General features: G+C 60.8%; 25 protein-coding genes, 1 tRNA gene and 1 pseudogene. 13 read left to right on the forward strand and 14 right to left on the reverse strand.

The features are described 5' to 3' along the window. Nucleotides 1-26 precede the first annotated feature (26 nt). Nucleotides 27-227 (forward strand): hypothetical protein, encoded by a 201-nt coding sequence (locus tag G9C82_RS03680; RefSeq protein WP_127013401.1) that lies wholly within the window; start codon nt 27-29, stop codon nt 225-227. 660 nt (nt 228-887) lie between these two features. Here the strand turns inward: G9C82_RS03680 and G9C82_RS03685 are convergent. The 5 genes from G9C82_RS03685 to G9C82_RS03705 all read right to left on the reverse strand — a co-directional run bounded on the left by G9C82_RS03685 (nt 888) and on the right by G9C82_RS03705 (nt 5096). After that, a complete protein-coding gene (locus G9C82_RS03685; RefSeq protein WP_127013402.1) occupies nt 888-1685 on the reverse strand; it encodes a hypothetical protein in 798 nt (265 codons plus the stop codon). 160 nt (nt 1686-1845) lie between these two features. After that, on the reverse strand, nt 1846-3003 hold the full coding sequence (locus G9C82_RS03690; RefSeq protein ID WP_127013403.1) for a site-specific integrase: 1158 nt from the start codon (nt 3001-3003) through the stop codon (nt 1846-1848). A 133-nt stretch (nt 3004-3136) separates the two neighbouring features. Then, nucleotides 3137-3207 (reverse strand) — tRNA-Gly (locus G9C82_RS03695). Nucleotides 3208-3353: 146 nt separating this feature from the next. Continuing rightward, complete coding sequence (locus G9C82_RS03700; RefSeq protein ID WP_127013404.1) at nt 3354-4043, reverse strand: class I SAM-dependent methyltransferase; 690 nt, start codon at nt 4041-4043, stop codon at nt 3354-3356. Nucleotides 4044-4055: 12 nt separating this feature from the next. After that, nucleotides 4056-5096 (reverse strand): tyrosine--tRNA ligase, encoded by a 1041-nt coding sequence (locus G9C82_RS03705; protein ID WP_004962537.1) that lies wholly within the window; start codon nt 5094-5096, stop codon nt 4056-4058. Nucleotides 5097-5200: 104 nt separating this feature from the next. On the opposite strand from G9C82_RS03705, the gene G9C82_RS03710 reads away from it, so the two are divergent. The 4 genes from G9C82_RS03710 (at nt 5201) to G9C82_RS03725 (ending at nt 9493) form a co-directional block, all read left to right on the forward strand. Next, complete coding sequence (locus tag G9C82_RS03710; protein WP_127013405.1) at nt 5201-7426, forward strand: AAA domain-containing protein; 2226 nt, start codon at nt 5201-5203, stop codon at nt 7424-7426. 54 nt (nt 7427-7480) lie between these two features. Then, complete coding sequence (locus G9C82_RS03715; protein WP_004962543.1) at nt 7481-7915, forward strand: hypothetical protein; 435 nt, start codon at nt 7481-7483, stop codon at nt 7913-7915. 68 nt (nt 7916-7983) lie between these two features. Beyond that, nucleotides 7984-9021 (forward strand): aspartate-semialdehyde dehydrogenase, encoded by a 1038-nt coding sequence (asd, locus tag G9C82_RS03720; RefSeq protein WP_011222982.1) that lies wholly within the window; start codon nt 7984-7986, stop codon nt 9019-9021. A gap of 91 nt (nt 9022-9112) precedes the next feature. Next, nucleotides 9113-9493, forward strand: a complete 381-nt coding sequence (locus tag G9C82_RS03725; RefSeq protein ID WP_127013406.1) for a hypothetical protein — start codon at nt 9113-9115, stop codon at nt 9491-9493. On the opposite strand, the gene G9C82_RS03730 is transcribed toward G9C82_RS03725, so the two are convergent. Next, nucleotides 9494-10447 (reverse strand): D-2-hydroxyacid dehydrogenase, encoded by a 954-nt coding sequence (locus tag G9C82_RS03730; RefSeq protein ID WP_127013407.1) that lies wholly within the window; start codon nt 10445-10447, stop codon nt 9494-9496. Nucleotides 10448-10663: 216 nt separating this feature from the next. Between G9C82_RS03730 and G9C82_RS03735 the strand changes: the two genes are divergently transcribed. From G9C82_RS03735 to G9C82_RS03745, 3 genes are all read left to right on the forward strand, one after another. Beyond that, a complete protein-coding gene (locus tag G9C82_RS03735) occupies nt 10664-11185 on the forward strand; it encodes a response regulator (protein WP_127013408.1) in 522 nt (173 codons plus the stop codon). Between the two features lie 96 nt (nt 11186-11281). Beyond that, complete coding sequence (locus G9C82_RS03740; protein WP_011222979.1) at nt 11282-12640, forward strand: NAD(P)/FAD-dependent oxidoreductase; 1359 nt, start codon at nt 11282-11284, stop codon at nt 12638-12640. Between the two features lie 663 nt (nt 12641-13303). Next, nucleotides 13304-13444 carry a hypothetical protein gene (locus G9C82_RS03745; RefSeq protein ID WP_007188426.1) on the forward strand — a complete coding sequence of 47 codons (141 nt, stop codon included), beginning with the start codon at nt 13304-13306 and terminating at the stop codon, nt 13442-13444. A 68-nt stretch (nt 13445-13512) separates the two neighbouring features. On the opposite strand, the gene G9C82_RS21015 is transcribed toward G9C82_RS03745, so the two are convergent. The 4 genes and pseudogenes from G9C82_RS21015 to G9C82_RS03760 form a co-directional block, all read right to left on the reverse strand. Continuing rightward, nucleotides 13513-13821, reverse strand: a complete 309-nt coding sequence (locus tag G9C82_RS21015) for a GAF domain-containing protein (RefSeq protein WP_319946524.1) — start codon at nt 13819-13821, stop codon at nt 13513-13515. A 272-nt stretch (nt 13822-14093) separates the two neighbouring features. After that, nucleotides 14094-15173: pseudogene (locus tag G9C82_RS03750) on the reverse strand (PAS domain S-box protein); the annotation flags it as partial. 249 nt (nt 15174-15422) lie between these two features. Beyond that, nucleotides 15423-16283: a CPBP family intramembrane glutamic endopeptidase gene (locus G9C82_RS03755; RefSeq protein ID WP_004962566.1), complete on the reverse strand. Its 861-nt coding sequence runs from the start codon at nt 16281-16283 to the stop codon at nt 15423-15425. A 72-nt stretch (nt 16284-16355) separates the two neighbouring features. Further along, nucleotides 16356-16904 (reverse strand): DUF1684 domain-containing protein, encoded by a 549-nt coding sequence (locus G9C82_RS03760; protein WP_004962568.1) that lies wholly within the window; start codon nt 16902-16904, stop codon nt 16356-16358. A 127-nt stretch (nt 16905-17031) separates the two neighbouring features. Here G9C82_RS03760 and G9C82_RS03765 point away from each other — a divergent pair, with 127 nt between their 5' ends. Further along, nucleotides 17032-17691 carry a DnaJ domain-containing protein gene (locus tag G9C82_RS03765; protein ID WP_127013409.1) on the forward strand — a complete coding sequence of 220 codons (660 nt, stop codon included), beginning with the start codon at nt 17032-17034 and terminating at the stop codon, nt 17689-17691. 74 nt (nt 17692-17765) lie between these two features. Here the strand turns inward: G9C82_RS03765 and G9C82_RS03770 are convergent, their stop codons facing one another. After that, complete coding sequence (locus G9C82_RS03770) at nt 17766-18620, reverse strand: UbiA family prenyltransferase (RefSeq protein WP_007188422.1); 855 nt, start codon at nt 18618-18620, stop codon at nt 17766-17768. A 52-nt stretch (nt 18621-18672) separates the two neighbouring features. Further along, nucleotides 18673-19044: a hypothetical protein gene (locus G9C82_RS03775; protein WP_004962582.1), complete on the reverse strand. Its 372-nt coding sequence runs from the start codon at nt 19042-19044 to the stop codon at nt 18673-18675. A 104-nt stretch (nt 19045-19148) separates the two neighbouring features. On the opposite strand from G9C82_RS03775, the gene G9C82_RS03780 reads away from it, so the two are divergent. Further along, nucleotides 19149-19544, forward strand: a complete 396-nt coding sequence (locus tag G9C82_RS03780) for an OsmC family protein (RefSeq protein ID WP_004962584.1) — start codon at nt 19149-19151, stop codon at nt 19542-19544. A 53-nt stretch (nt 19545-19597) separates the two neighbouring features. Here the strand turns inward: G9C82_RS03780 and G9C82_RS03785 are convergent, their stop codons facing one another. Continuing rightward, nucleotides 19598-20881, reverse strand: coding sequence for an FIST signal transduction protein (locus G9C82_RS03785; protein WP_011222973.1), 1284 nt, complete (start codon nt 20879-20881; stop codon nt 19598-19600). A gap of 176 nt (nt 20882-21057) precedes the next feature. On the opposite strand from G9C82_RS03785, the gene G9C82_RS03790 reads away from it, so the two are divergent. Continuing rightward, a complete protein-coding gene (locus G9C82_RS03790; RefSeq protein WP_049944583.1) occupies nt 21058-21507 on the forward strand; it encodes a DUF5799 family protein in 450 nt (149 codons plus the stop codon). Here G9C82_RS03790 and G9C82_RS03795 read toward each other — a convergent pair. Continuing rightward, a complete protein-coding gene (locus tag G9C82_RS03795; RefSeq protein ID WP_004962590.1) occupies nt 21504-21647 on the reverse strand; it encodes a hypothetical protein in 144 nt (47 codons plus the stop codon). The genes G9C82_RS03790 and G9C82_RS03795 overlap by 4 nt on opposite strands. A 119-nt stretch (nt 21648-21766) precedes the next feature. Here G9C82_RS03795 and G9C82_RS03800 point away from each other — a divergent pair, with 119 nt between their 5' ends. After that, the gene (locus G9C82_RS03800; protein WP_004962592.1) at nt 21767-22549 is read left to right on the forward strand and encodes a class I fructose-bisphosphate aldolase; all 783 of its coding nucleotides are present in this window, start codon (nt 21767-21769) and stop codon (nt 22547-22549) included. A 3-nt stretch (nt 22550-22552) separates the two neighbouring features. Further along, the gene (locus G9C82_RS03805) at nt 22553-23680 is read left to right on the forward strand and encodes a hypothetical protein (RefSeq protein ID WP_127013410.1); all 1128 of its coding nucleotides are present in this window, start codon (nt 22553-22555) and stop codon (nt 23678-23680) included. Nucleotides 23681-23714 lie beyond the last annotated feature (34 nt).

Below are 23714 nucleotides of genomic sequence, written 5' to 3' on the forward strand. Positions count from 1 at the left end.
TGTATCCCCGGAGTCTGAGGCAGAAGATGCCAATCCAGAACTCAAAAATACCCGCTGATATCCACGGGGAACACCAACCAGGTAGGACTTGCGAGAATCGACGCATTGAGGGGGAAGGTGAAGCCGAAGAGTTGCAGGCTGAACTTGACAACGTAATTCTCCGCAACATGTACGACCTTAATAACGAGGATGTGGAAGTCGCTGACGAGTTCTTAGATGTCTGGTAGCTGTTCAAGTAAGGGCATTATTACCTCCATGCATACATCCGGTTTCATTATGTATGGCTATGAATAAAACTTGGTGTAATCTGACCTGAGAGGAGAAATTTCGGAGAGGAAGTTGCCTATATGCGCGCTGTAATCCATGACCAATGTTCCAACTCCTCCCAATGTTTAGACAGAATCGCTCAGTCAGTGCTTGTGAGGGTTTCGTACCAACATGCGCCATACACACAGAATGCAATAGTAACACCTCACAGTCCTGTGAACACCATTAAAATCGCGCTGAATACATGCACCCAGCTCAGATTATAGTTTCGCCCATTAATCTTCAATCTACAAGAAGTATTAAATAGTACGTACTATGAGATATTTTTGCTACAAATCTTCTAAATCCCATTTCATTGACTGGTTTATAGGCATCTAATTCTATTTTAATTTTAGTGTTAAATTTAAACGCATTGAGTGGCTATAGAGTTATCACTAAGTTGTAGTAATTTCATTAGTTATATTTAATTTATTTGCAACACTACTAAACTCCTTAAACCCGTCAATGGGTTGAAACATATGAACTCAATTTCAAAATCAGCCATTCCCGAAATAGTCCTTTGAGAGAAGTGCTTTCAGCTGTTATTTACAACCTTCCACTTTAATGTAATGCGCAGGGGTTTATATACCACCCTTCCAGCGGTGTCCTTCTTGAACACCTTTGGAGACAGAATCCACGACTCGCTTGTTGGGGTGGGAATTCGGTTTCCAGTTTGGCTTCCGGTCGTCAAACTTGACTGGTGGAAGTTCCTTCGTGAATGTCTGGTCGAACATTCGACAAACGTTCTCGATGCGGAACTCTGCCAGCTCCAACGTCTCGGCCACCTTTTCAAACAACTTATCGTTCTCGTCCCTGTTGGGATGATAGTGCCGATTTTTTGCGTAATCCGTTTCGTCTCGATGGACAACATAAGCACACGTACAGAAGACAAGCAACTCCAGACGTTGACCGAACTTTTGACCATCAATATTCGTTGCCCTTGCAATGGCTTGCTCAATCTGGCGACCAGTCATATTTAGCATCTCGCCGATGACTTCTACGAGGTGCTTACGGAGTTCGTACGTCTGGAGTTCACTATGCTCCCAGGTTGGTCCGTTCTGCTCTCCCCTATTAATTGCGCTGAGCATTTCGAAGTATTTCTCCCTATCACGATAAAGGAAGTCTGCACGCCATCGTTGTCCACGAACTTCGGTGTGGTTGATGGTCGTAGCCCAGTCCGTGTCCGGTTTCTTAAGCGCTCTATACGCAGCAGCGTCAATGCGAAGGGACTCTCTCTGTTTTTTTCCTCGTCCTTCGGTGCTCGAATCTTCCGCAGGCAAGGTATCGGGAGACGGGTCAACTTCAACTGTAAAAGCTCGTGGGTCGGAAGGTTCATTCATCGGTATAGATGCATCGCTGATGGATTTTGTGTCAATCATGTTTAATTAGGGTGCGCGACAACGCTACAATACTGAGCGATACTGCTGTCACTCAAAGGGTAGCTATTGTCAGAAATTTTCCGTACTAATTAGACGGGAGCCAGCCGTATATAGATGGTGTGAGAGGGATGTAACATGCCCCTCTTGTCAAGGGCCTATGTCACCACTTGTTGTTGGCGTAGTTCTTCCCACTCCGCTCGTTCGTTCGGAGATACTTTTTTGTAGTACTCAAGTTTGAGTGCCGGACCTGTTCAGCAGCCTTAGCGATTCCCTCTTTCTCGGTCCAAATGGAAGCTGCACCATGGCGGAAAGAATAGTACGACAATGTCCGGTTCCCCTCATCAAGGTTAGCTCGCTCCATGAGTGTGTTCAGCACCTTGTTCAGCGAGCGGGACTTGTACTGGTTCCCGTATTTCGTAAGCCAGAGGTAGGGACTGTTGTCGTATTGTTCGTAGGATTGTCGCTCCTGCATCCAGTTCTCCAGTGCGTTGCGGGACTTAGACGAAATTTCGCACGCCCAGGACTCTTTATTCTTTGTGGACTCTGATGCAGGGACGTTGATAGTGTTTTGTGGAAGGTTGAGCCAGTCTACTTTCATTTTCCCTACTTCGATGGGTCGAAGCCCAAGGTCGGCACTGACAGCGATGATAGAGGGATACTTCCACGAGGAGGCTTCTTTGAAGTGTTCTTCATCCACTTCCCCGAGCTTAACCCCCTGTTGTTGGGCGATGAAACGCTTTAGTTCTGCTCGCTCCTCGGGTTCCGCTGCCCAGTAGCTCTTGATGGAGTATTCATCGAGCGACACTTCATAGAGGCGGTTCATCTCTTCCGGGTAGAAGCGGTCTTTCGTATGCTCCTTGTCGTCAGACCCCCGAGATGGTTCGATTGGTATGTCGTGTTCCCATTCTTCGACCTCTCGGTTCTTCTGCTCACGGAAGAACTTGAACAGTCGCCGGATGCACTTCTCGAAGGTGTGGACGTAGCTATCCGGGTGTGGGGAGTTCCTCATGAGCTGGTCGAGCAGTTCCGTCGCTTGATGCGGTGTTATCTCCTTGGTGAATTCACCCTCGGTTTCCCAGAGCCATCGGTATGCCTCTTCAACTTTGTAGTGTGTAGTCTTGACAGTCGATTCTGCGAAGCCTTCTCGCCGATAGGTGTCTTTTCCCTCGTTGAGGAGCCAGCGTAGCAGGTCGATTTTGAACCGTTCGTAGTCCTGCTGAATCATAGGGGAGTAGTTCTCCAGCGCGCTTTCGGTGTCGCGCGCGACTGGTGGTATTGGTAGGTCGATTTCTTCGTCGTGGGTGTCGTCGATTTGCATCTTGAGCCTGAGTTTCTGCCAATCGTACCGCCGTCTTGCGGTTTTACCGATTGTCGTTAGGACTGATTTGCGAATTGTATCTTTCAGGCTGTTACTTCGGTAATTTGCCGTTTTCACGGCTTAGAAGGCGTAATGCGGCGACCGGGATTTGAACCCGGGCCATGAGCTTGGAAGGCTCAGGTCCTACCACTAGACCACCGCCGCTCATCGCTTCGCGTCTTCGTTCACGCGCGGCGTCGTTCGCAAATCCGTCGGATTTGCTCACCTCCGCCGCTCACTCGTGCAGGCACAGGCTCGGTTGACTGTGTTTCGCCCGAGTGCGAACGTATACCCTCATAGATGGAAGGCAATTAAGTGCGTTTCCCTTCTGGCTCGACAACCCCGTAACAGTTGCCGCTTGACAGCTCCATCGAGACGAGCCGGAGGTCGCTGTCGGCGACATCGCGCTCGAATTCGGCCGGCGCGTAGATGTGATAGAACCGCGGGACCGTCTCGCCGCCGGGGAGCGTCCAGTCGACGGTCGTGTCAAAGCCCTCGTCCGCGTCGGGGTCGGCGTCGAAGCGGTCGTGGGCCGTGCTCCACGCACTGACGAGCGCCCGAGCGCCCGGCGCGAGGACGCGGGCCAGTTCGTCCAGACTGGCGCGACGGGCGGCCTGTGACGGGAGGTGATGCAGCGTCGCGACGTACACCGCGAGGTCGACGGCCCCGGCAGCGAGCGGAAGGCGGGTCGCGTCGCCCTGCAGTAGCGCAACGCTGTCGCCGACGCGGTCGGTCGCCGCCCGCAGGAGCGCGCGGCTGGCGTCAAGGCCGACGACGCGGTCAGCGACCCCCGCGAGCAGTTCCGCGTGGCGGCCGTTGCCACAGCCGACATCGAGCGCCGTCCCGACACTGCCGGACTCGTCGACGAACGATTCGACCTCCGGCCAGGCGTACTCGCGGGTCTTCGAGAAGTGGTCACCGATGTCCTCGTAGGTCCGGCGGACGGCAGCCCGCGAGCGCGCCGGGTCGTCACTGTCGCCGCTCGAATGGGAGGGTGACATCGGTCGACCGCGTCACTCCGCGCCGTACTTTTCGGGGTAGGCCTCGGCGAGTAGCTCGTCTTCGTCGGCCAGTCGCTCCCGAACCGGGTCGATAACGTCCGAGATCGCGCTGGCGGCCGACGGCTTCAGGTCGGCGGGGTGGAGTTCGCCGCTGACGAAGTCCGATTCGACCTCGTCGTAGCTCTCGTAGGTCAGGTCGCCGCCGTACTCCTCCGGGCGCTCGACGACGAACGAATCGCCGCGAACGTCCAGCACCGGAAAGACGAGGTGCTGGAGGTACTCCAGCACGCCGTTCTCCTCGACCTCGCCGGCCGGGCAGTACGCCTGATTGATTTTCTCGTCGACCTCATCGGGGCTGTCTGTGAGGTTGACCTTCGACGCTTCGTCCGAGGCGCTCATCTTGCCGCCGGACAGGCCCGACAGCAGCGGCGCGAACAGACAGATCGGCGACTCGCCGCCGTGGTCCGGGAGGATTTCGCGCGAGAGCATGTAGATGCCGCGCTGGTCGACGCCGCCGTAGGCGATGTCGGCGTCCAGCGCCTTCACGTCAAGCGTCTGCATCAGCGGGTAGATGAGTCCGCCGAGGTTCGGGCTCTCAGATTCGCGGACGACCTCGCTGGCCGCGCGCTGCGTACGAGAGATGGTCGTCTCGGCGGCCATCCGGTACATCTCCAGCGTGTACTCTTCGTCGAGCTGGAAGTCGGTCCCGCGGACGAAGGTCACGTCCTCGGGGTCCGCGCCGGCCGCTTCAATCATGCCCTCGATGGCCGTCTCGTAGTAGGCCGAACGGGCATCCAGCAGATCGAAAGGCGATTTGTTGTCGTCGAGGTGAGCATGCAGGTCCGCGATGAGAACCGTCACGTCGACGCCGGCCCGCAGGAAGTCAGCGAGCTTTCGCATCGTCGTGAAGTGGCCGATGTGCATCTCGCCGGTCGGCGCGTAGCCGATGTACGCCGACGGGTCGCTCTCCTCGAACAGCGTCCGCAGTTCGTCCTCGGTGACGACCTCTGTGGTGTGTCGCGTCACCAGATCGAGTCGCTCGGCGGTATCCATACGGATGTGTGACCGGTCCGGCGATTAAAACGTTCCTGTCCGGTGTGACGGGCTGTCGAGGTGGGCCGTACTGTTTTATGACAGCAGGGCACATTCGGGGGTAGATGTCGCTCCTGTTCGACCACGTCATCGGGTCCTTCGACCTCGACGGCGCATCGCTGTGTGTCCCCGACAACGACGCCCTCGACGACCACGGCGATGTCGTCCCTGTGCGGCCGGTCGCCGAGTTTGCGGGCCATCACGACGAACTTGCCCACCCCGAGGAGGACTGGGTCTGTATCCCGCTGCACGAACCGAACTCGGCGCAGGTCACCGACGAGTTCGTCGCCTTCACCGACCACTCCCTCCACGGCGGGATATTCGTCTTCGAGCGCGACGGCAAACGGGACTTCGTCGACGCGGATGCCTTCGGAGCCACGGGGCTGGCCGACCGGATCCGCTTCTGGCACTCCGACTACGTCCCGGAGACGTACCCACCCTCCTACGACTCGCCAGTAGACGACAGCGAACCGGCCCGAAATCCGATCCCGTCTGCAGAGTTGCTCGACGGCTTGCGTTCCCACGTTGAGCGCGAACGCGAGGCGACTCGCCGGCAAAACCGAGAGCGCGCCGAGCGGCGCTCACCTGACGGGGTGTACGAGGCCGGTGGCGACGCAGTCCCCGAACTCCATGCGCGGGGCCGAGACGACAGCACATACCGGTTCCACGTCGACCCGCCCGCGGATGTCGCCGCCAGGCAGGACGGCGACTGGGCGTTTGTCGTAGAGTCGGTGTTTGGCATCCACGAGGGAAACGAGGTGCTGGTTCACGACGTGGACGGGACCCGAGAGAACGGCCCGTTCCCGGTGCCAGCGACAGTCGAGCGTATCCGCGGCCGGTCGGTCTGGGTCGCGGTGGACTGGGCCGAGGTCGACGGTGCGACGACGCTCGAAAGCGCACTCACCGACGGTGACACCACCTACGGGCTCACAGCAGTGCTCAATCCCGTTCCGTTTGACCGCGAACGGGAGGCGATTGACTCGCTGGCCGACCACCGCTTCCGGGACGTGCTCGCCGGCGACCGGCCGATAACATTCTCAAACGGAGCAGCCGCCCGGAGCAACCAGTTCGACGCGGAACTGAATCAGGAGCAGCAACTGGCCGTCGAGCACGCGCTGCTGGCCGACGACCTGTTCTGTATTCACGGCCCGCCGGGGACCGGGAAGACGCGGACGCTGGTCGAAATCGTCCGGCGTGCTGCACAGGCCGGTGAGGACGTGCTGGTGTGTGCGGACTCGAATCAGGCCGTCGACAACCTCGTGGCGGGGTCGTCGAGGAGCGACGAGGCCGACCCGCAGTCGCTGCACGCCTACGGCCAGCACGGCGACGGCGACTACACGCTCGACCGCGTGAACGCGAGCCAGTCGGCAAACGACGTTGTCCGGCGCGCCTACAGCGACGTGCCCGGGCGGGCCGACGTAGTGGCTGTGACAAACAACAGCGCCGCCACGCTCGCCCGTGAGTTTGACCTGGTCGTGCTCGACGAAGCGACACAGTCCACCTGCGCGGCGTCGTGTATCCCGCTGGTCCGGGCCGACCGCGCCGTGCTGGCCGGCGACCATCGACAGCTCCCGCCCTACAGCGCCAGCGATGAACCGCCAGAATCGAGCTACGGCCACTCGCTGTTCGAGCATCTCTACGCCGACGGCGGCGTCTACGACGGTGTTGGCCTTCAGCTACAGACCCAGTATCGAATGCACCGAGACATCGCGTACTTCCCGAACCGGCGGTTCTACGACCGCACGCTGCGGAACGGCCGGGCCATCGACCCGCTTCCCGACCGGCCAGCGATAGAGGGGTACAACGTCGGCGGGCGGGTCGAGACCGTCGGGCACTCCAAGTCCAATCCCACCGAAGCCCGCCTTGTCGCGCATCTCGTTGAGGACCTGCTGTCGGACGTGCCGGCCAACGAAATCGGCGTCATCACACCGTACAGCGCGCAGGTGTCACGTATCCGCGAGACGCTCACAGAGCGGACCGACGCTGGAGACAGGGTGACTGTCGACACCATCGACTCGTTTCAGGGCGGTGAACGGACGGCCATCGTCCTCTCGCTCGTCCGAAGCAACGCCGAGGGGACCGTCGGGTTCCTCGGGCGGCCGGTCGACGGCCCCCGTCGATTGAACGTCGCGCTCACCCGAGCGAAGCAGTACTGCGCCGTTGTCGCCGACTGGCACACGCTCCGCTACGACGTGGACGGGAAGTGTACGGACCTCTACAGCGACTTTTATCAGTTCGTCTCGAACACCGACCGCCTGAATGACGTGGACCCCGAGTTCATTCCGGTGTAGAGAGCCACCGTCCGACTGCGATGGGTCCAAATATCTCCGACCCAACTGTCGCACATGTACACGGGGAAAACGGAGAAAGCCTGCTGTCTGTGCGGGAATCCCGACACGAAGACCCGTCTGGACCTGCCGCCGCGGGCGGTCCCGTTGCTCAAGCACGCCGACCCCATCGCCTGGCAGGACATCGTCGGCGAGGTGTCCATCTATTTCTGTGGCTCCGACTGGGAGACGGTGCGGGACCTCGTGTTAGAGACCGGAATGAGCCCGCTGTCCCGGTGTAACGCCGCCCGCGCCTCCTTCGACCTCCGGGAGGACTTCGAGGCGCTGCTGAACGACATTCGGGACGAGCCGGACCACACGGAAATCGAGGCGGAGATGCGCGCCGAGGCCGAGGAGGCGCTGGCGAATCGCGACGACCCCTACGTCGAGGAGCGGGACCTCGTCGAGGCCCGCGTCATCGAATGGGTGTTCGAAGACACTGAAAACGAGTAACCCGACGAGGGCGGCGGTATGGCTTCGTATCCAAACTGTTTTGACCACCCGTAGCCGTGTGTCAAGCGATGACTGTACGCGTAGGTGTGCTCGGTGCGACTGGCGCAGTCGGGCAGCGACTTATCCAGCTGCTTGACCCCCACCCCGAGTTCGAAATCGCAGCACTGACCGCCAGCGACGCGAGCGTTGGCGAGACATACAAGGACGCCGCCAAGTGGCGCGTCAACTCCCCGATTCCCGAGGACGTGGCTGGGTTAGAAGTCCGCGCCACCGACCCGGATTCGGTGCCCGACGACGTCGGTCTCATCTTCTCCTCGCTCCCGTCGAGCGTCGGCGCGGAAGTCGAACCGGAGTTCTGTGAAGCCGGCTACACAGTCTCGTCAAACTCCTCGAACGCCCGGATGGACGAGGACGTGCCCCTCATCATCCCCGAAGTCAACGCCGACCATGTCGACCTCCTTGAGGTCCAGCGCGACGAGCGCGGCTGGGACGGCGCGCTCCTGAAGAACCCGAACTGCTCGACGATCACGATGGTCCCGCCGCTGGCCGCCCTCGACCGCGAGTTCGACCTGACCGACGTGCGTGTCTCGACCCTGCAGGCCGTCTCCGGCGCGGGCTACTCCGGCGTTACGTCGATGGAAATCATCGATAACGCCATCCCACACATCGGCGGCGAAGAGCAGAAGATGGAGAGCGAATCGCGCAAACTGCTCGGCTCGTTCGACGGCGCAGAAGTCCAGCTCAACGAGATGGACGTGGCCGCCTCCTGTAACCGCATCCCGACGCTCGACGGCCACCTCGAGAACGTCTGGGCCGACACGGCTGAGGACATCTCTGCGGCCGACGCCGAGGCCGCGATGGAGTCCGTGACCGGCATCGACCTGCCGTCTTCGCCGGAGAAACTCATCACGGTGTTCGAGGAACCCGACCGCCCACAGCCACGCCTTGACCGCAACGTCGAGGACGGCATGGGCGTCGCAGTCGGCGGGTTCCGCGAGACGACCGACGGCGTCCAGTTCAACTGCCTCGCACACAACACGATGCGCGGTGCCGCGGGCGCGAGCGTGCTGAACGGCGAACTGCTCAACAAGCGCGGCTATCTGTAACGGTCGGCCTCGCCGAGTGCGGTTTTTCGGAACTGACCGAGATCCGGTCGCCAGGTAGACACTTTTCACGATCAGTATCGACTGCGTACACATGGTCTCCCGCGATACGAAGCTTCAGATTGGACTGGTGAGCGTGGTCATTGTCTCCTGGGCGCTCCTGTTCCGGGCGGTTCCGCTCGGCCCTGTTGCCTCGGTCGTGCTCGTCGCAGCTACGTACTTCGCCGTTCTGGCTGGCACACACCTGTATCTCGCGCTGGCAGGTGATAGCGAGACGCTTCCGGTCGCGGCCCGCTGGCGGTACATTGGGCTCGCGGCGGTAGTGGCCGTAGTCGAACTGCTGCAGGGTACCGTCGGGAGCACTAGCCTCGGGAGCGTTACAGTCGCGCACCTACTCGGCGGCGTGTTCGGTGTGACCGTCGTCTCGTATCTGGTGTACGAAGCCCGCGCTGGCTATCTCGCCAGCCGGCAGTGACTACAGTTCGATCTGGTTCCTGAGCCCGTCCCACTCGCCGGTTCGCTCGGCCTTCTGGACGTTCTCGGCGACGATATCGGCCAGCCGCTCGTAGTAGCTCGGCGTGTGGCCGGCGTTATGTGGCGTGATGAGGACGTTCTCGAAGTCCCACAGCGGATGGCCGCTGGGCAGCGGTTCGGGGTCGGTCACGTCCAGTGCCGCGCCGCCGATGTGGTTGCGCTGAAGCGCACTGACCAGCGCGTCGGTATCGACAACTGGGCCGCGGGCCACGTTGGTGAGCACGGCGTCAGGATGCATCGTCCGGAACACCGCCGCGTCAATAAGGTGGCGCGTCGCGTCGGTGAGCGGGCAGGCGAGCCCAACGTACTCCGTGTCGGTGACCGCTTCGTGGATCTCGTCGAAGCCGTACACCTCGTCGGTCGGGCCACCTTTCTCCGGCGAGTAGCGGACACCGACGGTCTCCACGCCGAACCCCTGCACGCGGTCGACGATGGCCTCGCCGATTTCTCCCAGCCCGACGATGCAGACGCGGCTACCGGCGAAGTCGTCGGTGTGAAACGACTGCCAGACGTGGTCGCGCTGGTGGCGACGGGCAGTGAAAAAGCCCCTAGCGAAGGCGAGCCACGAGCCGACGACGTTCTCGGCGACGTTCGGCCCGTGGACGCCGGAGGCCGTCGTGAGCGCGATGTCGCGGTCCGCCAGGTCCGAGAGTGGGAGGTGGTCGTATCCAGCGTATGTCCCTGCAAACAGCTTCAGCGAGTCGGCAGTATCGACCAGTTCCGGCGAGACATCGTTGCCGGTCAGAACTGTCGCATCCGCAATCAAGTCCCGCTCGGCTTCGGGCGTCTCTGCGACGGCGACATCCCACTCCGGCAGTCGTTCCCGGAGCGCTGTCACGTACTGGTCGACCGGCATTCCGTGAACGCCGTAGCGCGTCACGACGATGTCGGCCATTGAACCTCTCCTGTGGCGTGCAGAGCCATACCGTCTGCTCCACGCGGGGGCCTCAAAACGGTGCCGGCAGTCTGTTGATAGTCCGCCAGAGATAGTGTTGCTATTGCTATAGTTAGAGAACGGTAGAAATACCAGCCTGAATTAGTAAAATTTGTAGTAATAGTACGCCGATATCTTAGCATATTTGTAGGATGGCCAGCGTACAGCGTTCAAGGAATGGGGAAATCGACGAGCGTTGCGGTGATCGATGACGACGAAGACTATAGACAGCTCTACAAGCTCTGGCTTCCGGAGGAATACGAATTTATAGAGGCTGGTGACGGTCGTACGGGGTTGCAGTGCGTCGACGACTCAGTTGATGCAGTACTGCTGGACCGGCAGATGCCGGAACTGAGCGGCGAAACGGTCGCCGAAAGGCTCCGGCAGCGGTCAGTTACCCCCGCTGTCGTGATGATAAGTAGCGTCAAGCCGGACGTGGATATTCTGGATATTCCAGTCGACTCGTATCTCAGAAAGCCCGCTGACCGGGACACTCTGTTGTCAGTACTTTCGACGGTCCGGACCCGATGTGAATACGAGGCACAACGCCGGGAACTTCTGGGACTTGCCGACCGGCGGGCAACAGTTGCCGACGCTGTACGGGCCACAGCGCTCGCAGAGAGCGACGCGTACCGGCGGGCCGTCGAACGGCTGGAACAACACGACGTATCACTCGCCGACGCAGTGTCCGAGTCGTAGGGCACAGTGCGTTCCAGTTCAGTCAGGTGAGCGCGTCAGACCCCAGTTTCGATGCAAGACAATAGGTTTTAGCGGGCGCGGGACACCGTAGCGGGTATGGAACACGTAGACGTCGCCATTGTGGGTGGTGGTCCGGCCGGGTCGTCGGCGGCCGAGGCTGCAGCCAACCACGGGGCCGACGCCGTCCTCCTCGAAAAGGGGGTCCCCAGAGCCGACCGCGAGGGGACGGGGCCGGACTCGACGGACGCCGCCGGGTTGCTCGATTACTGGTTCGACATCATGGATATCCCGCGGTCGGAGTTCCCCGAAGACGTGGTGTTGAGCGAACTCGACGGGGCGAAGTTCTACGGCCCCTCGACGGAGATGACGCTTACCGAGACCGGTATCAGTTCCAGCGCTGACGGCTTCGGCATCACCTTCCATCGAGCGCGGTTCGACGACTGGCTTCGTGAGCGGGCGACGGACGCGGGCGCAGACTACCGCGTCGGCGTCAGCGTCACCAGCGTCGAGACAGACCTCCGGAATTCGCCGCGACACACCGTCCGGCTGGCCAACGGCGAAGACATCGCCGCCGAGTACGTGATTCTCGCCGACGGCCCACAGCGGACTATTACCGGCGGCACGCTCGACCAGTTCCTCCCGGCCGGACAGACGATGGCCGATATCATGCCGTCGAACAAGGTCAACCACATCGCCTATCAAGAGCACCGCCGGATGCCAGAGGAGCTGTTCACACCGGAGTTCATCGAGTTCTGGTGGGGCATTATGCCCGGTCACACGGCGTACCCGTGGATTTTCCCGAACGACAATTCCGTCGCCCGCATCGGTCTGACGATGCCCATCGGGCTGGATATTGACGCCTACGACAGCGCCGAGTGGGACCTCCTCAACGCGAGCGACGACAGCATCCCGCAGGGCCGGCAGTACATCGAGCGACTGCTCGAACGGGAGTTTCAGGCGTACGACCTCGACGACTTCCCGCTCGTCGAAGAGCGCGGGAAATCGAAGGGGACCGAAACGTACCCCATCTCCTCGACCCGGCCGATAGAATCCCCGGTGGGTGCTGGCATCGCTGTGGCCGGTGGGGCAATGGGGACCACCTCGGCGTTCCACGAGGGCGGTGACCACGTCGCCGTTCGCACCGGAAAAATCGCCGGCCGCCTCGCCGCGAACGATCGCCTCGAACGGTACAACGACGCCTGGCACGACGCCATCGGCGACGAAATCCTCCGGAACGTCACCTTCGCGGACATGGTTCGAGACTGGCGGCCCGGCGACTGGGACCGAGCCTTTAGGACCGCCAACGACCTGATGGACGCCCGCGGAATCAAGGCCGATGCGGCGCTCCGTGGCGGCTACAACGGCATCAAGATGGTTCTGGCTTACAAATGGGGGAAGTTCTCCTCCCGCAACGGCAAGTACGTCCAGCTGCGCGAAGACGACTACGCCGTCTGAACGTCACCCTTAGGTGTGCGACCGGCTAACTACGGCTGCGTGCCTTTAATCCCCGGCTGAGACCCGTCACCGGGACAATGACGACCCGGAGAACCCGGGCACGCGACATGACCGCGGTTCACACCGCATCTGGTCGTTATTCAACGACCTGCCAGACGGTTGCACCGTCTGGGCGTTCGGTGATTACGCCGTAATCACCCGCGCTCGCGGCTGACGCCGCTCGCGCAATCGGTCGCCGTATCCGGCGACCCGCCCGGCACGAGGGTTTGCCGGCTGACGTGGCACACCGCCGAGGATGATGCCGGACGTTAGTGTTCCGGGCGTACATTTCAAGTGTGTTAGTGGGTACGTCTGAAATAGTACTGACACTGTCCACATTGGCTCTAGTGTGTCACTGAGGCAGGTATTTCCGTAGTTGCACCCTGTTAGTCGGATATTCAGGAATAATTGATGCCGGTGCTCCCGGGACTATGGCCATCGAGTAGACCCATGTCTGTCATTTTTACAGCCTCAGTAATATCGTTAGGCGACCACTATCGTTCGAGGGGTAATGATTCACTCAGGGTTGCGTCGTATTTTCTCACGGTCGATCCCAGTACGACAAAAGTATTTGCAGTAACATTTAAATATTGTTTGGTTGACATTATATTTGTAGATTAGACGATGTTCGCTCCACTGGCGCCGATGACCGTTGCCGTGCAAACTCTCGCAACACTCACCATCGTCGCATTGCTGTACATAGAGGTGAAATACGACTCCGGATCCGAAACCGGACAGCCCGAACAGGCTGCAGTCGATGACTGACCTACCCGCTATCAATCAGGCCGTACGTCAGCGCGAGCCGTCGCCCGACAAGGAGACGTTTCACATGTTCACATCTTTAACGGCCACTGTATCTGTCCATCGCGTCGGCTCAGTTCGTATTTGAACCAGCGGGTGAGCAGTTCGACAAAGGCCTGTTCGTCCTGTCTGAACTGGCCCGACCGGGGGTCACGAGCAACGAAACAGACCGTCCCGAACAGTTCACCGTCAACTTCGATCTTCGCACCGAGGTAACAGCCGATACCGTACCGCTGGTATGCGGGGTCGTCATCCAGACCCTGCTGCTCGGCGCTGTAGATAGAGAGCAGACCGTCGGAGTCGACGGTTCGTCGGCAGTAGGTCTCGGAAAGCGACGTGATATCGCCGGGGTAGTGAGAGACGGGTCGCCGCTAATGGCGATTATTTCATGCGTTCCCGCCTCAGGGTCGATTGCAACGAGATGGGCCTGGTCGACATCAAGATACTCGACACCGAGTTCCAGCACGTCCACTAACCGCTGTTCGAACCGGCGATCCGAATCGTTCGTGATCTCGTAGAGTTTCTCCCGGTAGCGTTCGGCCATTGCCTGCTGTCGCTCCCGTTCGATCTGCCCCGTGATGTCCTTGATCACTTTCGCAAAGCCGCGGGCGTCGCCGTTTTCTTGGAGCGCCGTGACGGTCACATCGGCCCAGAACGTGCTCCCGTCCTTCCGAACCCGGAGCCCGCGGTCGATGGCCTTACCGCACTCCTCGGCTTCTTGCAGCAGTTGCTCGGGGATGCCGTCGGCTACCTGTTTCTCGGTGTGGAACGTCGAGACATGCTCGCCGAGGATATCAGATTCCTCGTACTGGGTGAGCTGTTTTGCACCCACGTTCCACGACTGGATGAGACCGTCGGGGTCAAGCAGGAATATCGCGTAATTCTCGACCGCATCGACGAGCAGCCGGAACCGTTCGCGCTCGTGTCGCAGTTGTTTGTCAAGTTCTTCGCGGTCAGTCCGGTCACGGACCACGCAGACAGCACCGTCATCTTCGATGCTCGCGACGGTGTGTTCGCCGATGAACTGTGTCCCGTCGGCGCGTTCGAGCAGTGTCTCACCCGTCCACGTCCCGGTCTCGTCGACAGCCGGGAGGATTTCACCATTGACCGTTTCGAGGCCCTCTGCCGAGTGGATTTTCTGCCAGTGGTCGCCCAGAAGCTCCTCGCGCTCGTAGCCGAACGTGGCCGCGTAGGCGTCGTTCAGATACGTGAATCGGCCCTCGTGGTCCAGCGTGCTGATGCCATCCCAAGCCGCGTTCATTGCGCGGTGCCCACGCGTGACCTGCAGTTCGTCTCTGCGGGCTTCGACGGCGTTTTGGACCCGGTTTGCTAGCACCGTGTACTGAGACGTTCCCGGTTCCTTCTGAATATAGTCCGTAACACCTGCGGAGATTGCTTCGGCTGCGATCTCTTCACTGCCTTTCCCAGTATAGAGAATGAACGGAAGCTTCGGTGCGTCCTCGCGAATCCGTTCGAGGAACGCCAGCCCATTCATGCCAGGCATATCGTAGTCGCTGATAATACAGTCATACGTGTCCTGCGGACGGTCCGCGATAACCTCGTCGGCCCGCATCGCGGTGTCGACGGTGAGTGAATCCATGGTCCGCTCGAGATATGCCGCAGTTAGATCGGCAAAGTCCGGTTCGTCATCGACATGTAAGACACGCACTGAACCAGCCATCTGTTTAAACATTGTGCGAAAACTGCAATAAGAGGGTTGTCATTTCAAAGTAATATCATCAATGTATCGCCTGTCACTGGGTAAAAATCGGGTGATAGACAGAATGCTAATTCTGTCTTAGAGAGTATAAAAGTCCCAAAAACCGGCTTTAAGAAGTACTTGTCGAACACGAATGTCATCTTCCCTTGCGTGTAAAGGTCAGGAAACTAACCACATGATTTACAAACGTCAGACAGCACGGCCCTGCTGTGACAGGGTCGGTCAGAACCCGCTGCTACTGAGGACGTTCGCGGCGGACGAGAGTTCACCACTGAACTTCACGGTGACATACAGACCAGTAAACAGCGTGGCGTTGTATGCACCGTGGATGAGTGACGGGACGACGATGTTGTCCGTGTACTCATAGGTTGTGCCGAGGATGAGTGACGGAATGAGGAGGGCACTCACCGCGACTAGCTTCCCCGTGACCGACCCGCCGCTAAGGGCAGGGTAGTGAATACCAGCGAAGATGACGCTTGCAATGGCGACGCCCGAAATCGGGCCGAAGTAGTCCCGGATGCGGCCCTGAACGACGCCGCGGAACAGCAGTTCCTCGCCCGGGCCGATGAGGAGGAAGGAGGCGGGAATCAACAGGAGGAGGACATCGGGGTTCTCCATCCCGGTCTCCGCTGCCTGATTGGTTGCCGGTTCTATCCCGAACATCGAGACGAGCGCCGTGATGACGACAGCCACCACTACGAGCCCGCCCATTGCGCTGGCGTAGCCCAGCACGACGATGCCGACCTCACGGAGGCTCGGCACAGAAATGCCGATACTGAATGCTCCGGTGTCTGGCGCATACGAGAATACCTCACGGAGCTTCGCTCTGATCACCGGCCTGAGTTTGATGTACGTGTATGCGATGACCGGGCAGCCGATTCCCTGGACCGTTATCAACCCAAGAACCAGTGTCTGTACTTCGGTTATCTGGACTCCTGCGCCGAGTGACAGGGAAAAAGCGATGGTAAGGAGCAGGACTGATCCGAACCCGAGTCCTATCACACCCAGCGAAAGCGCCGAGAAAAGCGTAAACCCGTACTGGAAGGCCTGCAGAATCGGACGGTCGCGGGTCGCCGTTGCCATACACTGTCTTGGTCGTGGCGATGTGTAAACAATTCGTTTGGTGTTGGTGTCGTGACTGCCGGCAAAGACGCCTCAGTCTATCCGCTCCCCGGCCGTCACCGCAGTTTCGAGCCAGTTTGACTCCGGCGGGAGCGGACAGGAGAAGGTGTCGCTGTAGGCACAGAACGGCGAGTACGCGAGATTGAAATCCAGCGTAATCTCGTCGCCGTCACTCAGGTCGCGGTCGGGTTCCAGTTCCATGTACCGGCCGCCGTCGTAGCTCTGTTGCCCGGTCGTCTTGTCCCGGAACGGAACAAAGAGCGTCCGTGACTCGTCGGCGGCCTGCCGGAACGCATGGAGGTCGCGGGACTCGCCGTCGAGGTCGAACGAGAGCGTTGCGACGTGGAGATAGCGCACTGTTCGGTCGTCACTCGTCTCCAGATCGACTGATTCTGGTGTCTCGTGGACGGTAACCGTTGCTTCGACCCGATAGTCGGGGTCCGGGTCGAAGTAGCTGAGTCCGTCGAAATCATCGCGTTCCTCCGGCGGAATCGGTGATTGGCGGTGTTCGGAAAAAAAGCGGTCTTTCTCGTCCCGGTTGGCTTGCAACTGTGTCTCCCAGTCCTCGGTGTCTTCGTCCATACAGAGACGGTGGTGGCCACGCAGTTTCAGTCCGGCGACTCGGCGACAGACGAGCGATATCGTAGCGTGAGGGAGTGAATACCTTATTATACGCCTAGTCCAACTGGATAAATACACAGGGGTGTGTATGGAAGCGACGTTCTACGGTATTCTGGGGGTGGACCCAGATGCCACCGAAGAGACGATAGTCCGCGCCTACCGGGAGCAGACGAAAGCGCATCACCCGGACGTGAGTGACGACCCTGCCGCCGGAGAACGGTTCAAGCGACTCACGCAGGCGAAGAACGTGCTCACTGATGAGGCCGAGCGAGCGCGATACGACCGACTCGGTCACGACGCATACGTCAACAGGCACGTCGACAGCGGCGCGGACGGAGGCACAGCCACGGGCGGTGTCAGTGACATCGCACAGCAGTACGTCGACCAGCGGGCCGATGCAGAGACGACGGGCGAGGCAGCGGCGAAAGCGACACAGCGGCCCACCCAGACTCGGGGCGGGAGCACGGGCTACGGGACTGCCACGGAGTACTACCGGCCCGGTAAGCGAGTTCGGCCCACACAGCCGTCGGGAGTCGAGACGCTGCTCGATTCACTGCGACGTATCGGTCCGTGGCTATTCGTCCATCTGGCCCTGCTGGTCTGTACGATCATTGCCGCCGTGCTGCTCGCAGTCGGTGGCCTCACCGGGAACCTCTCACCGGTCGTCGCCGGTGTCATGGCTGTCTCGATGGTAACGATTTCGCTGGTCGTCTCCGCGACCCACGTCCTCACACACGTGTCGGGCTGACTGACGAGGGCGGTTTCGAGCGATAGCAGTTTCGAACAGCCAGCGAACACATGACTGCCAGAACAGCTACGTCCTCACGCTAGCGGCCGGAACCAGACAGCGGTCACGAGGACGGCCAACAAGAGATACGACCCGCGAATCAGCAGCATCGTCGCAGTTTCGGGGTCGCCTCGCTGAGCGATAGCCGCGACCGCCCCGAAGACGAGCGCGGCCGCCGCAGCACTCGGCGGGATACCGGGCAATGCCACGGACAGCCCCACGATTCCAAGGAGGGCCACTCCGAACAGGCCGAGCGCGAGTTGTCGGGCGCGTTGGTGACCCAGTACGACAGCGACGGTCCGTTTCTGTATCGACCGGTCGTAGTCGTAGTCCTGCTCGTCGTCGATGATCTTGATGCCGGTCAGCAACAGGAGGAACACGGCCGCGAGACCGACGGCACGCGGCGTCAGCGTCGTCACCTGCGCGTAGTAGCCGCCCAGTAGCGCCAGCGCGATACCCGCCGGATAGCCCATCGTCGCGCCGACGGGATTCATATCCAGTTGCGGCGCGTGGGTGTAGCCGATAATCCAGGTCGGAAGCGTCAGCAGTGCCGCGCCGGGACCGACCAGCAGCCAGATGGCCGCCGTACAGAGCGCGAAGCCGACACCAGCACCGACCAGCGCCATGCGACAGCCAGCACCAGTGAGGGGATGGTCGTCGTCCTCGCCACGGACGTGGAAATCGACGTAGCCGTCCTTGACGTGGGCCGTGTAGACGGCGAAGAACATCGCGCCCGCATGGAGCACAGCCACCGGTGGCCAGAACCCACCGGAGAGCAACCCACCGAACAGCGACGTCGCGAGCGGTGGCAACATGAACACCGGATGTACCTGCGAGGCCAGGGCACTCACGGTCGCAAACGGACCGGTCTCGTGTCGGGCGACTGCCATAGGGCAACAAGGCACGGCTGTGTAAAAAAGCCACAGCCGTGTTGGTTCGGCACTACCGCCAGTTCGACCGGTCCAGCACGAACCCAGAGATGTGCGAGGCTAATTCTCTGGCAGCCTGTTCGGTACCCGCGTGGAGTTCGCCGGACACCGGGCCGGCCTCGCCGCCGACGCCCTCCGTCTCCGAGATCGGGTCCGTCGTCGTCGGGTACGGTCGGCGGGACCGCACACGGTCCCGAAGCGCCTGAACGGTGGCGTCAGAGAGCTCATAGGACAGGTGCTGGAGGTCGTACCGGACGATGAATCCCCGCGTCGCCTCTCTGACGGCGAGGACCGGGTGTCCACGGTCCCGACAGCGCTCCCAGATCTCGCGCTGGTGTTCCCGCGTCGCGTACACCGGCACGTTCGACGGTGCGAGGTGTTCCATTGCCTCTTTGTACGGGCTGGAAGTGTATTATCCTTCGGCAGTGCCCCGCACAGAAATGCCATGCAGGAAACGTTTAGGGGGAGGGCCGTGTCCACAGGATTGCTATGGCAGATATCGAAGTCGAGAGCACCTGCGAGGAAGGATACACAGTAGAGAGTATTATCAACGGCGAGTGGGAACTTATCGTCGATGCGCTGAGCGAGAACGGCCCGTCGCCGAACGAGATTCTGGCCGCCGACTACGCCTCCTGTTATATCCCGGCACTGCGCGTCGCCGCCGACAAGTACGGCCACGAGGACATCGGCAGCGTCGATGTCGAGGTCGCTGCGGGTCTCGATGAGGACGACGACCTGGAATACATTGACTTCCACGTCGAGGTCGAGGCGTCACTCGCCGACGAAGAGCAGGATATCGTGGAACTCGCCGAGGACATCTGTCACGTCCACTCGGCGCTGCAGGATGAGCTACACGCCGAAATCACCATCGAGTCCGGCGTCTGAGGGACAGGAACAAGAGTGGCGTTTATTCTTCGCTGGTCGCAGTCCCGTAGTCGTTACTCCGGGAACAGCAGGATGACTGAGGAAGTGTTGTGATAGCCAGTGTAATCCTCGTCGGCCGAGCAGACTTCACCGTAGGTTTCGAAGCCGGCGAAGGGCGCGTCGATAGCGCTGTGAATCGTGTCGACGGCGTCATCGAAATCCTCGCCGAGAATCATCGCACGGCAGGCACAGTCGTAGACGAACCCACCCGCGACGCTTCCGCCGCGGAGTTCATTGACAGCGTTGTTGGCGGCGTTCCGGACCGCATACACCTGGTCGGATTTATTGCTATGTGTCACCACCACTTCCGTTCCTTCGGAGACAGTGACAGCGAAGTCCAGCGGCCCCTCGGTGTCGGTTGTATGGCCCGGCCATCGGATGTTGTATCCCGTCGTCGAGATGAGTTTACTCTCGATGAAGGTCTTGATTCGGGAAGCGAGTCCGTCCGCGTCAGATTCTGGCTCCGACTCGATACCGAGCTCGTAGCGACCGAGCAACATGACAAGGTCTTCCGACCCCGCCTCCAGCTCGTCGACATCGATATCGTATGTCTCCATCGCGTCCTCCCGAATCGCGTCCCGCCAGGCTTCGAAGGCAGGTCTGCCGTCGAGTTCGTACACAGTGCTTCCCTCTGCACGGGTTACCGTCATCGCCTCGGAGATCGGTTCGTGGCCGTGATTGACGGTCACCGGGAGCGCGTCCTCTGCGGCGATGAGCGTGAGGACGACGGCGTCCGTCTCGACGCGGTCGTTCCGGAAGACGTGGGTCTGCTGTAACTGGAGGTCGTCACCCGCAGACCCGCCGACGACCGGCGTCTCCTCGTCGTCGAGGTACTGCTCGGTGAGTCGCGTGACCTTGTTTCCGATTCCGGCCATGCCGTCGTGGAGGTTGATGATCGTCCGATGCGGATACCCATCGACAGCAGGGTCGCCGCTCGCGGGGAGGTCATGAACGGCTTCGAACAGACAGCGTTCGGGATCAGCACTGAGTTCAGTCGAAATGCTGGAGAAGAACCGCATCGAGTCCGACGAAACGACGCCGACTGTAACAGTTCCGTTCCCCGAGCCGGTTTCAGTGAACTCCCCGGAAGACGAACAGCCCACGATTTCGGTATCTGAACCGACAACACTTCGCGCACCCCACAGTACCGCATCGTAATCATATGCCGGGGAGCAGAAAATCTGACAGAAGTCCGGTTCGCTGGCCGAGATGTCGGCCATAGCTTCCCGTATGGCGTCCATCGCTGCTGCATCTCCCGAGTCCCCCGTCGCCTGCCCTGTCCCAAACTCAGTAGTCATTGAGATACAAGTATATCATGAGCTAACTTAACATATTGGAACCGTTTTGGAGACAATAATACGTAGCGGTCGCGGCAGTCAGCGCCGTAACAGTCGGCCCGGACACGGTACTTTTTACCGTAGAACACCGCACGGAGCGGGAAACGCTCATACCGCCGGCCCGCAAACACCAGTTTATGAGCGATTCAAACTGGACCGACCGCATCGCCGGCGAACGGATGGCGGTCGACCAGCGGTTCAACGAACAGGTCAAAGCGTCGTCGTTCTCAAGCCAGCAGTGGGGGCTGGTGATGACTGCCGTTGAGTTCGAGATCGAGAACCCGGGTGACCCAGACGCCGCTCGAATCGTCGCCGATACGTCGAAGCTCTCTAGCGTCATGCCCGAGATGGAACGGGTCGCCAATCAAGGGCCGATGGGCGGTCCCGGCGGTGACCAGTCCGGAGGCTCAGGCGGCGGTCTCCTCTCAGGTGTCAAGGACGCGCTTGGACTAGGTGGGTCCGGTGGCGGGAACAAACAACAGGAGGAAGAGGCGGCACGGCTCGCACAGGCGTACGCTGAGCAACTGCAGGAGAAACTGGAGTCGAACGGGCGCTGGAAGTCCGTCTGTGAGCAGGCCCAGGGTTAGTCGCCGCTGTGAAACAGTGTTAGCTCCTCGGCCTCGTAGATGTTGATGAGTTCCGTCACGATTTCGTCGTACGACTCGTCCTCGACACGGAGGTCGTCAAGGCGCGCCACTGTTTCGGCGTCCAGTTCCACGGATGGCATAACCGAACCTTTCACTGGAACACACTTAATTCCCGCCCTCGCTCAAAAACAAACGCGAACAGTAGTAACAAATCAGAACCGAAAACGGTTAATGGTCGTTCTGGGTAGAAACATGACACATGCGACCACTGGGTGACTCACCGCTCGTACGGAACGACAAGACGCTGGTGTTAGCACACGACCACGGGCTGGAACACGGTCCCAAGCAGTTCAGCGGCGTCGAGGAGCGCCTCGACCCGCGTGAGGTGTTCGAGATGGCGACCCACGACGCCGTGACGGCGCTAGCTGTCGGGAAGGGCCTCGCCGAAACGTACTACCCGAGCTACGAGGACGACGTGAACCTGCTGGCGAAGCTCAACGGCGGTTCGGACCTCTGGATGGGCGACCCGTACTCGCCCCAGAACTGGTCGGTCGACTACGCGGCCGAACTCGGTGCTGACGCCATCGGCTACACCGTCTACCCGGGTGTCAACCGCGAGACCGATATGTTCGAAGACTTCCGCCCGGTGCAGGAGAACGCCCGCGACCACGACCTGCCGATTGCGATGTGGTCGTACCCGCGCGGACAGGCCATCAAGGAGCACCGGAGCCCCTCGACCATCGCCTACGCGGCCCGAATCGGGCTCGAACTCGGGGCTGACTTCACGAAGGTCAAGTACCCGCGCGACAAGGAAGCGATGGCCCACGCCGTCCGCTCGGCCGCAGACAACCGCGTCCTGCTCTCCGGCGGGTCGAAGACCTCGGACCGCGACTTCCTCGAACTCGTCGAGGACTGCATGGACGTCGGCGTCGCCGGCCTCGCGGTCGGCCGCAACGTCTGGCAGCGCGACGACCCCTACGACATTCTGGACAAACTCGAAGGCGTCATCTTCGAGGACGCGACAGCCGACGACGTCCTGTAGGCCATGGACGAGGAGACGCGCCGAGCCGTCGCCACAGCGGATGAGGCGTTGCCCACCAGCGACGCGCTCCCCGACGCTATCGATACCGGGCAGGTCGTCTTCGGTTTCGACGGCTACCTCGACCGCGTCCGAGAGGTCGTCGCTGACCGCATCGACCCCGAGAGCCACGAGCGCCTCGCTACACTGGAGAGTTTCGGCGACCGTATCGACCGCTCCGTTGCCGCCGACAGTTCGCTCTCCTTCGAGTGGCTCCAGCAGGGCAGCCGAACCGGCGGCCACACCAGCCACCTCGCGCGGGCCTTCGGCGGCTGGTCGTTCGACCCCGTGATGGTCGGGATGTACGGCGACCCGGTCCACGACGCATTCGAGACGGAGTTCGGCGAGTACGAACTCCATTCGCTGGGTGAACCCGGCGTCACCGACGCTGTCGAGTTCGACGACGGGAAGCTCATGCTCACGGAAATCGGCGACACGATGTCGCTTGACTGGGCCGAACTCGACGCGGCCTTCGGCCACGACCGATTGGCCGAGAAACTCGACGGCGCGAGCCTGTTAGGAACTGGCTACTGGTCAGAGACGCCAGACCTGCCGACGGTCTTCGACGGCCTCCGTACCCTGTGGGATGGTATTGACGACCCGCCCAAGACCGTGCTGGTCGACCCCGGTGACGTACGAAAACTCGACGCCGACCGGCTGCGCGCCGGTCGGGAGGCCATCGGCCGGCTGGACGAAGTGACCGACGTGGTGGTCACGTCGAACCGTGCCGAAACGGGTGTCCTCGCGGACGCCTACGCCGGCGACGCCGAGCGGTCGTTCGCCGACGACGCCGAGGCAGTGTTCGAGGCGCTGGAACCGACCTGGTTCGTCGGCCACGGCGTCGAGCAGTCGGTCGTCGTCACCGCCGCGGGCACCGACAGCGTGGCCGTGCCTTCGGTCTCGGACCCGGAGCTGACGACCAGCTCCGGCGACCACTTCAACGCCGGACTGGGGCTGGCCCGCATCGCCGACCTCTCGCCTGCGGCCGCCGTCGTCGTCGGCAACGCCGTCGCCGGCTACTTCGTCCGGACCGCGGACCAGCCGTCGCTGGCCGACGTGCGCGCGTTCGTCGACGAGTATCTGGAGAAGTTCTGAGCGGTCCGCACCGTTTCTGATTTTTCGACTGCCG

Origin of the sequence: Haloarcula sp. R1-2, from assembly GCF_011627385.1 — an archaeon.
Classification (GTDB): domain Archaea; phylum Halobacteriota; class Halobacteria; order Halobacteriales; family Haloarculaceae; genus Haloarcula; species Haloarcula marismortui.

Bases quoted from the DNA above. Each gene is read 5' to 3' on its own strand.
- G9C82_RS03735 (WP_127013408.1), top strand. From the start codon at position 10,664: ATGGGGAAATCGACGAGCGTTGCGGTGATCGATGACGACGAAGACTAT.
- G9C82_RS03805 (WP_127013410.1), top strand. From the start codon at position 22,553: ATGGACGAGGAGACGCGCCGAGCCGTCGCCACAGCGGATGAGGCGTTG.
- G9C82_RS03800 (WP_004962592.1), top strand. From the start codon at position 21,767: ATGCGACCACTGGGTGACTCACCGCTCGTACGGAACGACAAGACGCTG.
- G9C82_RS03730 (WP_127013407.1), bottom strand. From the start codon at position 10,447: ATGGCCGACATCGTCGTGACGCGCTACGGCGTTCACGGAATGCCGGTC.
- G9C82_RS03760 (WP_004962568.1), bottom strand. From the start codon at position 16,904: ATGGACGAAGACACCGAGGACTGGGAGACACAGTTGCAAGCCAACCGG.
- G9C82_RS03680 (WP_127013401.1), top strand. From the start codon at position 27: ATGCCAATCCAGAACTCAAAAATACCCGCTGATATCCACGGGGAACAC.
- G9C82_RS03790 (WP_049944583.1), top strand. From the start codon at position 21,058: ATGAGCGATTCAAACTGGACCGACCGCATCGCCGGCGAACGGATGGCG.
- G9C82_RS03705 (WP_004962537.1), bottom strand. From the start codon at position 5,096: ATGGATACCGCCGAGCGACTCGATCTGGTGACGCGACACACCACAGAG.
- G9C82_RS03685 (WP_127013402.1), bottom strand. From the start codon at position 1,685: ATGATTGACACAAAATCCATCAGCGATGCATCTATACCGATGAATGAA.
- G9C82_RS03775 (WP_004962582.1), bottom strand. From the start codon at position 19,044: ATGGAACACCTCGCACCGTCGAACGTGCCGGTGTACGCGACGCGGGAA.
- asd (WP_011222982.1), top strand. From the start codon at position 7,984: ATGACTGTACGCGTAGGTGTGCTCGGTGCGACTGGCGCAGTCGGGCAG.
- G9C82_RS03770 (WP_007188422.1), bottom strand. From the start codon at position 18,620: ATGGCAGTCGCCCGACACGAGACCGGTCCGTTTGCGACCGTGAGTGCC.
- G9C82_RS03785 (WP_011222973.1), bottom strand. From the start codon at position 20,881: ATGACTACTGAGTTTGGGACAGGGCAGGCGACGGGGGACTCGGGAGAT.
- G9C82_RS03740 (WP_011222979.1), top strand. From the start codon at position 11,282: ATGGAACACGTAGACGTCGCCATTGTGGGTGGTGGTCCGGCCGGGTCG.
- G9C82_RS03715 (WP_004962543.1), top strand. From the start codon at position 7,481: ATGTACACGGGGAAAACGGAGAAAGCCTGCTGTCTGTGCGGGAATCCC.
- G9C82_RS03710 (WP_127013405.1), top strand. From the start codon at position 5,201: ATGTCGCTCCTGTTCGACCACGTCATCGGGTCCTTCGACCTCGACGGC.
- G9C82_RS03700 (WP_127013404.1), bottom strand. From the start codon at position 4,043: ATGTCACCCTCCCATTCGAGCGGCGACAGTGACGACCCGGCGCGCTCG.
- G9C82_RS03725 (WP_127013406.1), top strand. From the start codon at position 9,113: ATGGTCTCCCGCGATACGAAGCTTCAGATTGGACTGGTGAGCGTGGTC.
- G9C82_RS03755 (WP_004962566.1), bottom strand. From the start codon at position 16,283: ATGGCAACGGCGACCCGCGACCGTCCGATTCTGCAGGCCTTCCAGTAC.
- G9C82_RS03765 (WP_127013409.1), top strand. From the start codon at position 17,032: ATGGAAGCGACGTTCTACGGTATTCTGGGGGTGGACCCAGATGCCACC.
- G9C82_RS03690 (WP_127013403.1), bottom strand. From the start codon at position 3,003: ATGCAAATCGACGACACCCACGACGAAGAAATCGACCTACCAATACCA.
- G9C82_RS03795 (WP_004962590.1), bottom strand. From the start codon at position 21,647: ATGCCATCCGTGGAACTGGACGCCGAAACAGTGGCGCGCCTTGACGAC.
- G9C82_RS03780 (WP_004962584.1), top strand. From the start codon at position 19,149: ATGGCAGATATCGAAGTCGAGAGCACCTGCGAGGAAGGATACACAGTA.
- G9C82_RS03745 (WP_007188426.1), top strand. From the start codon at position 13,304: ATGTTCGCTCCACTGGCGCCGATGACCGTTGCCGTGCAAACTCTCGCA.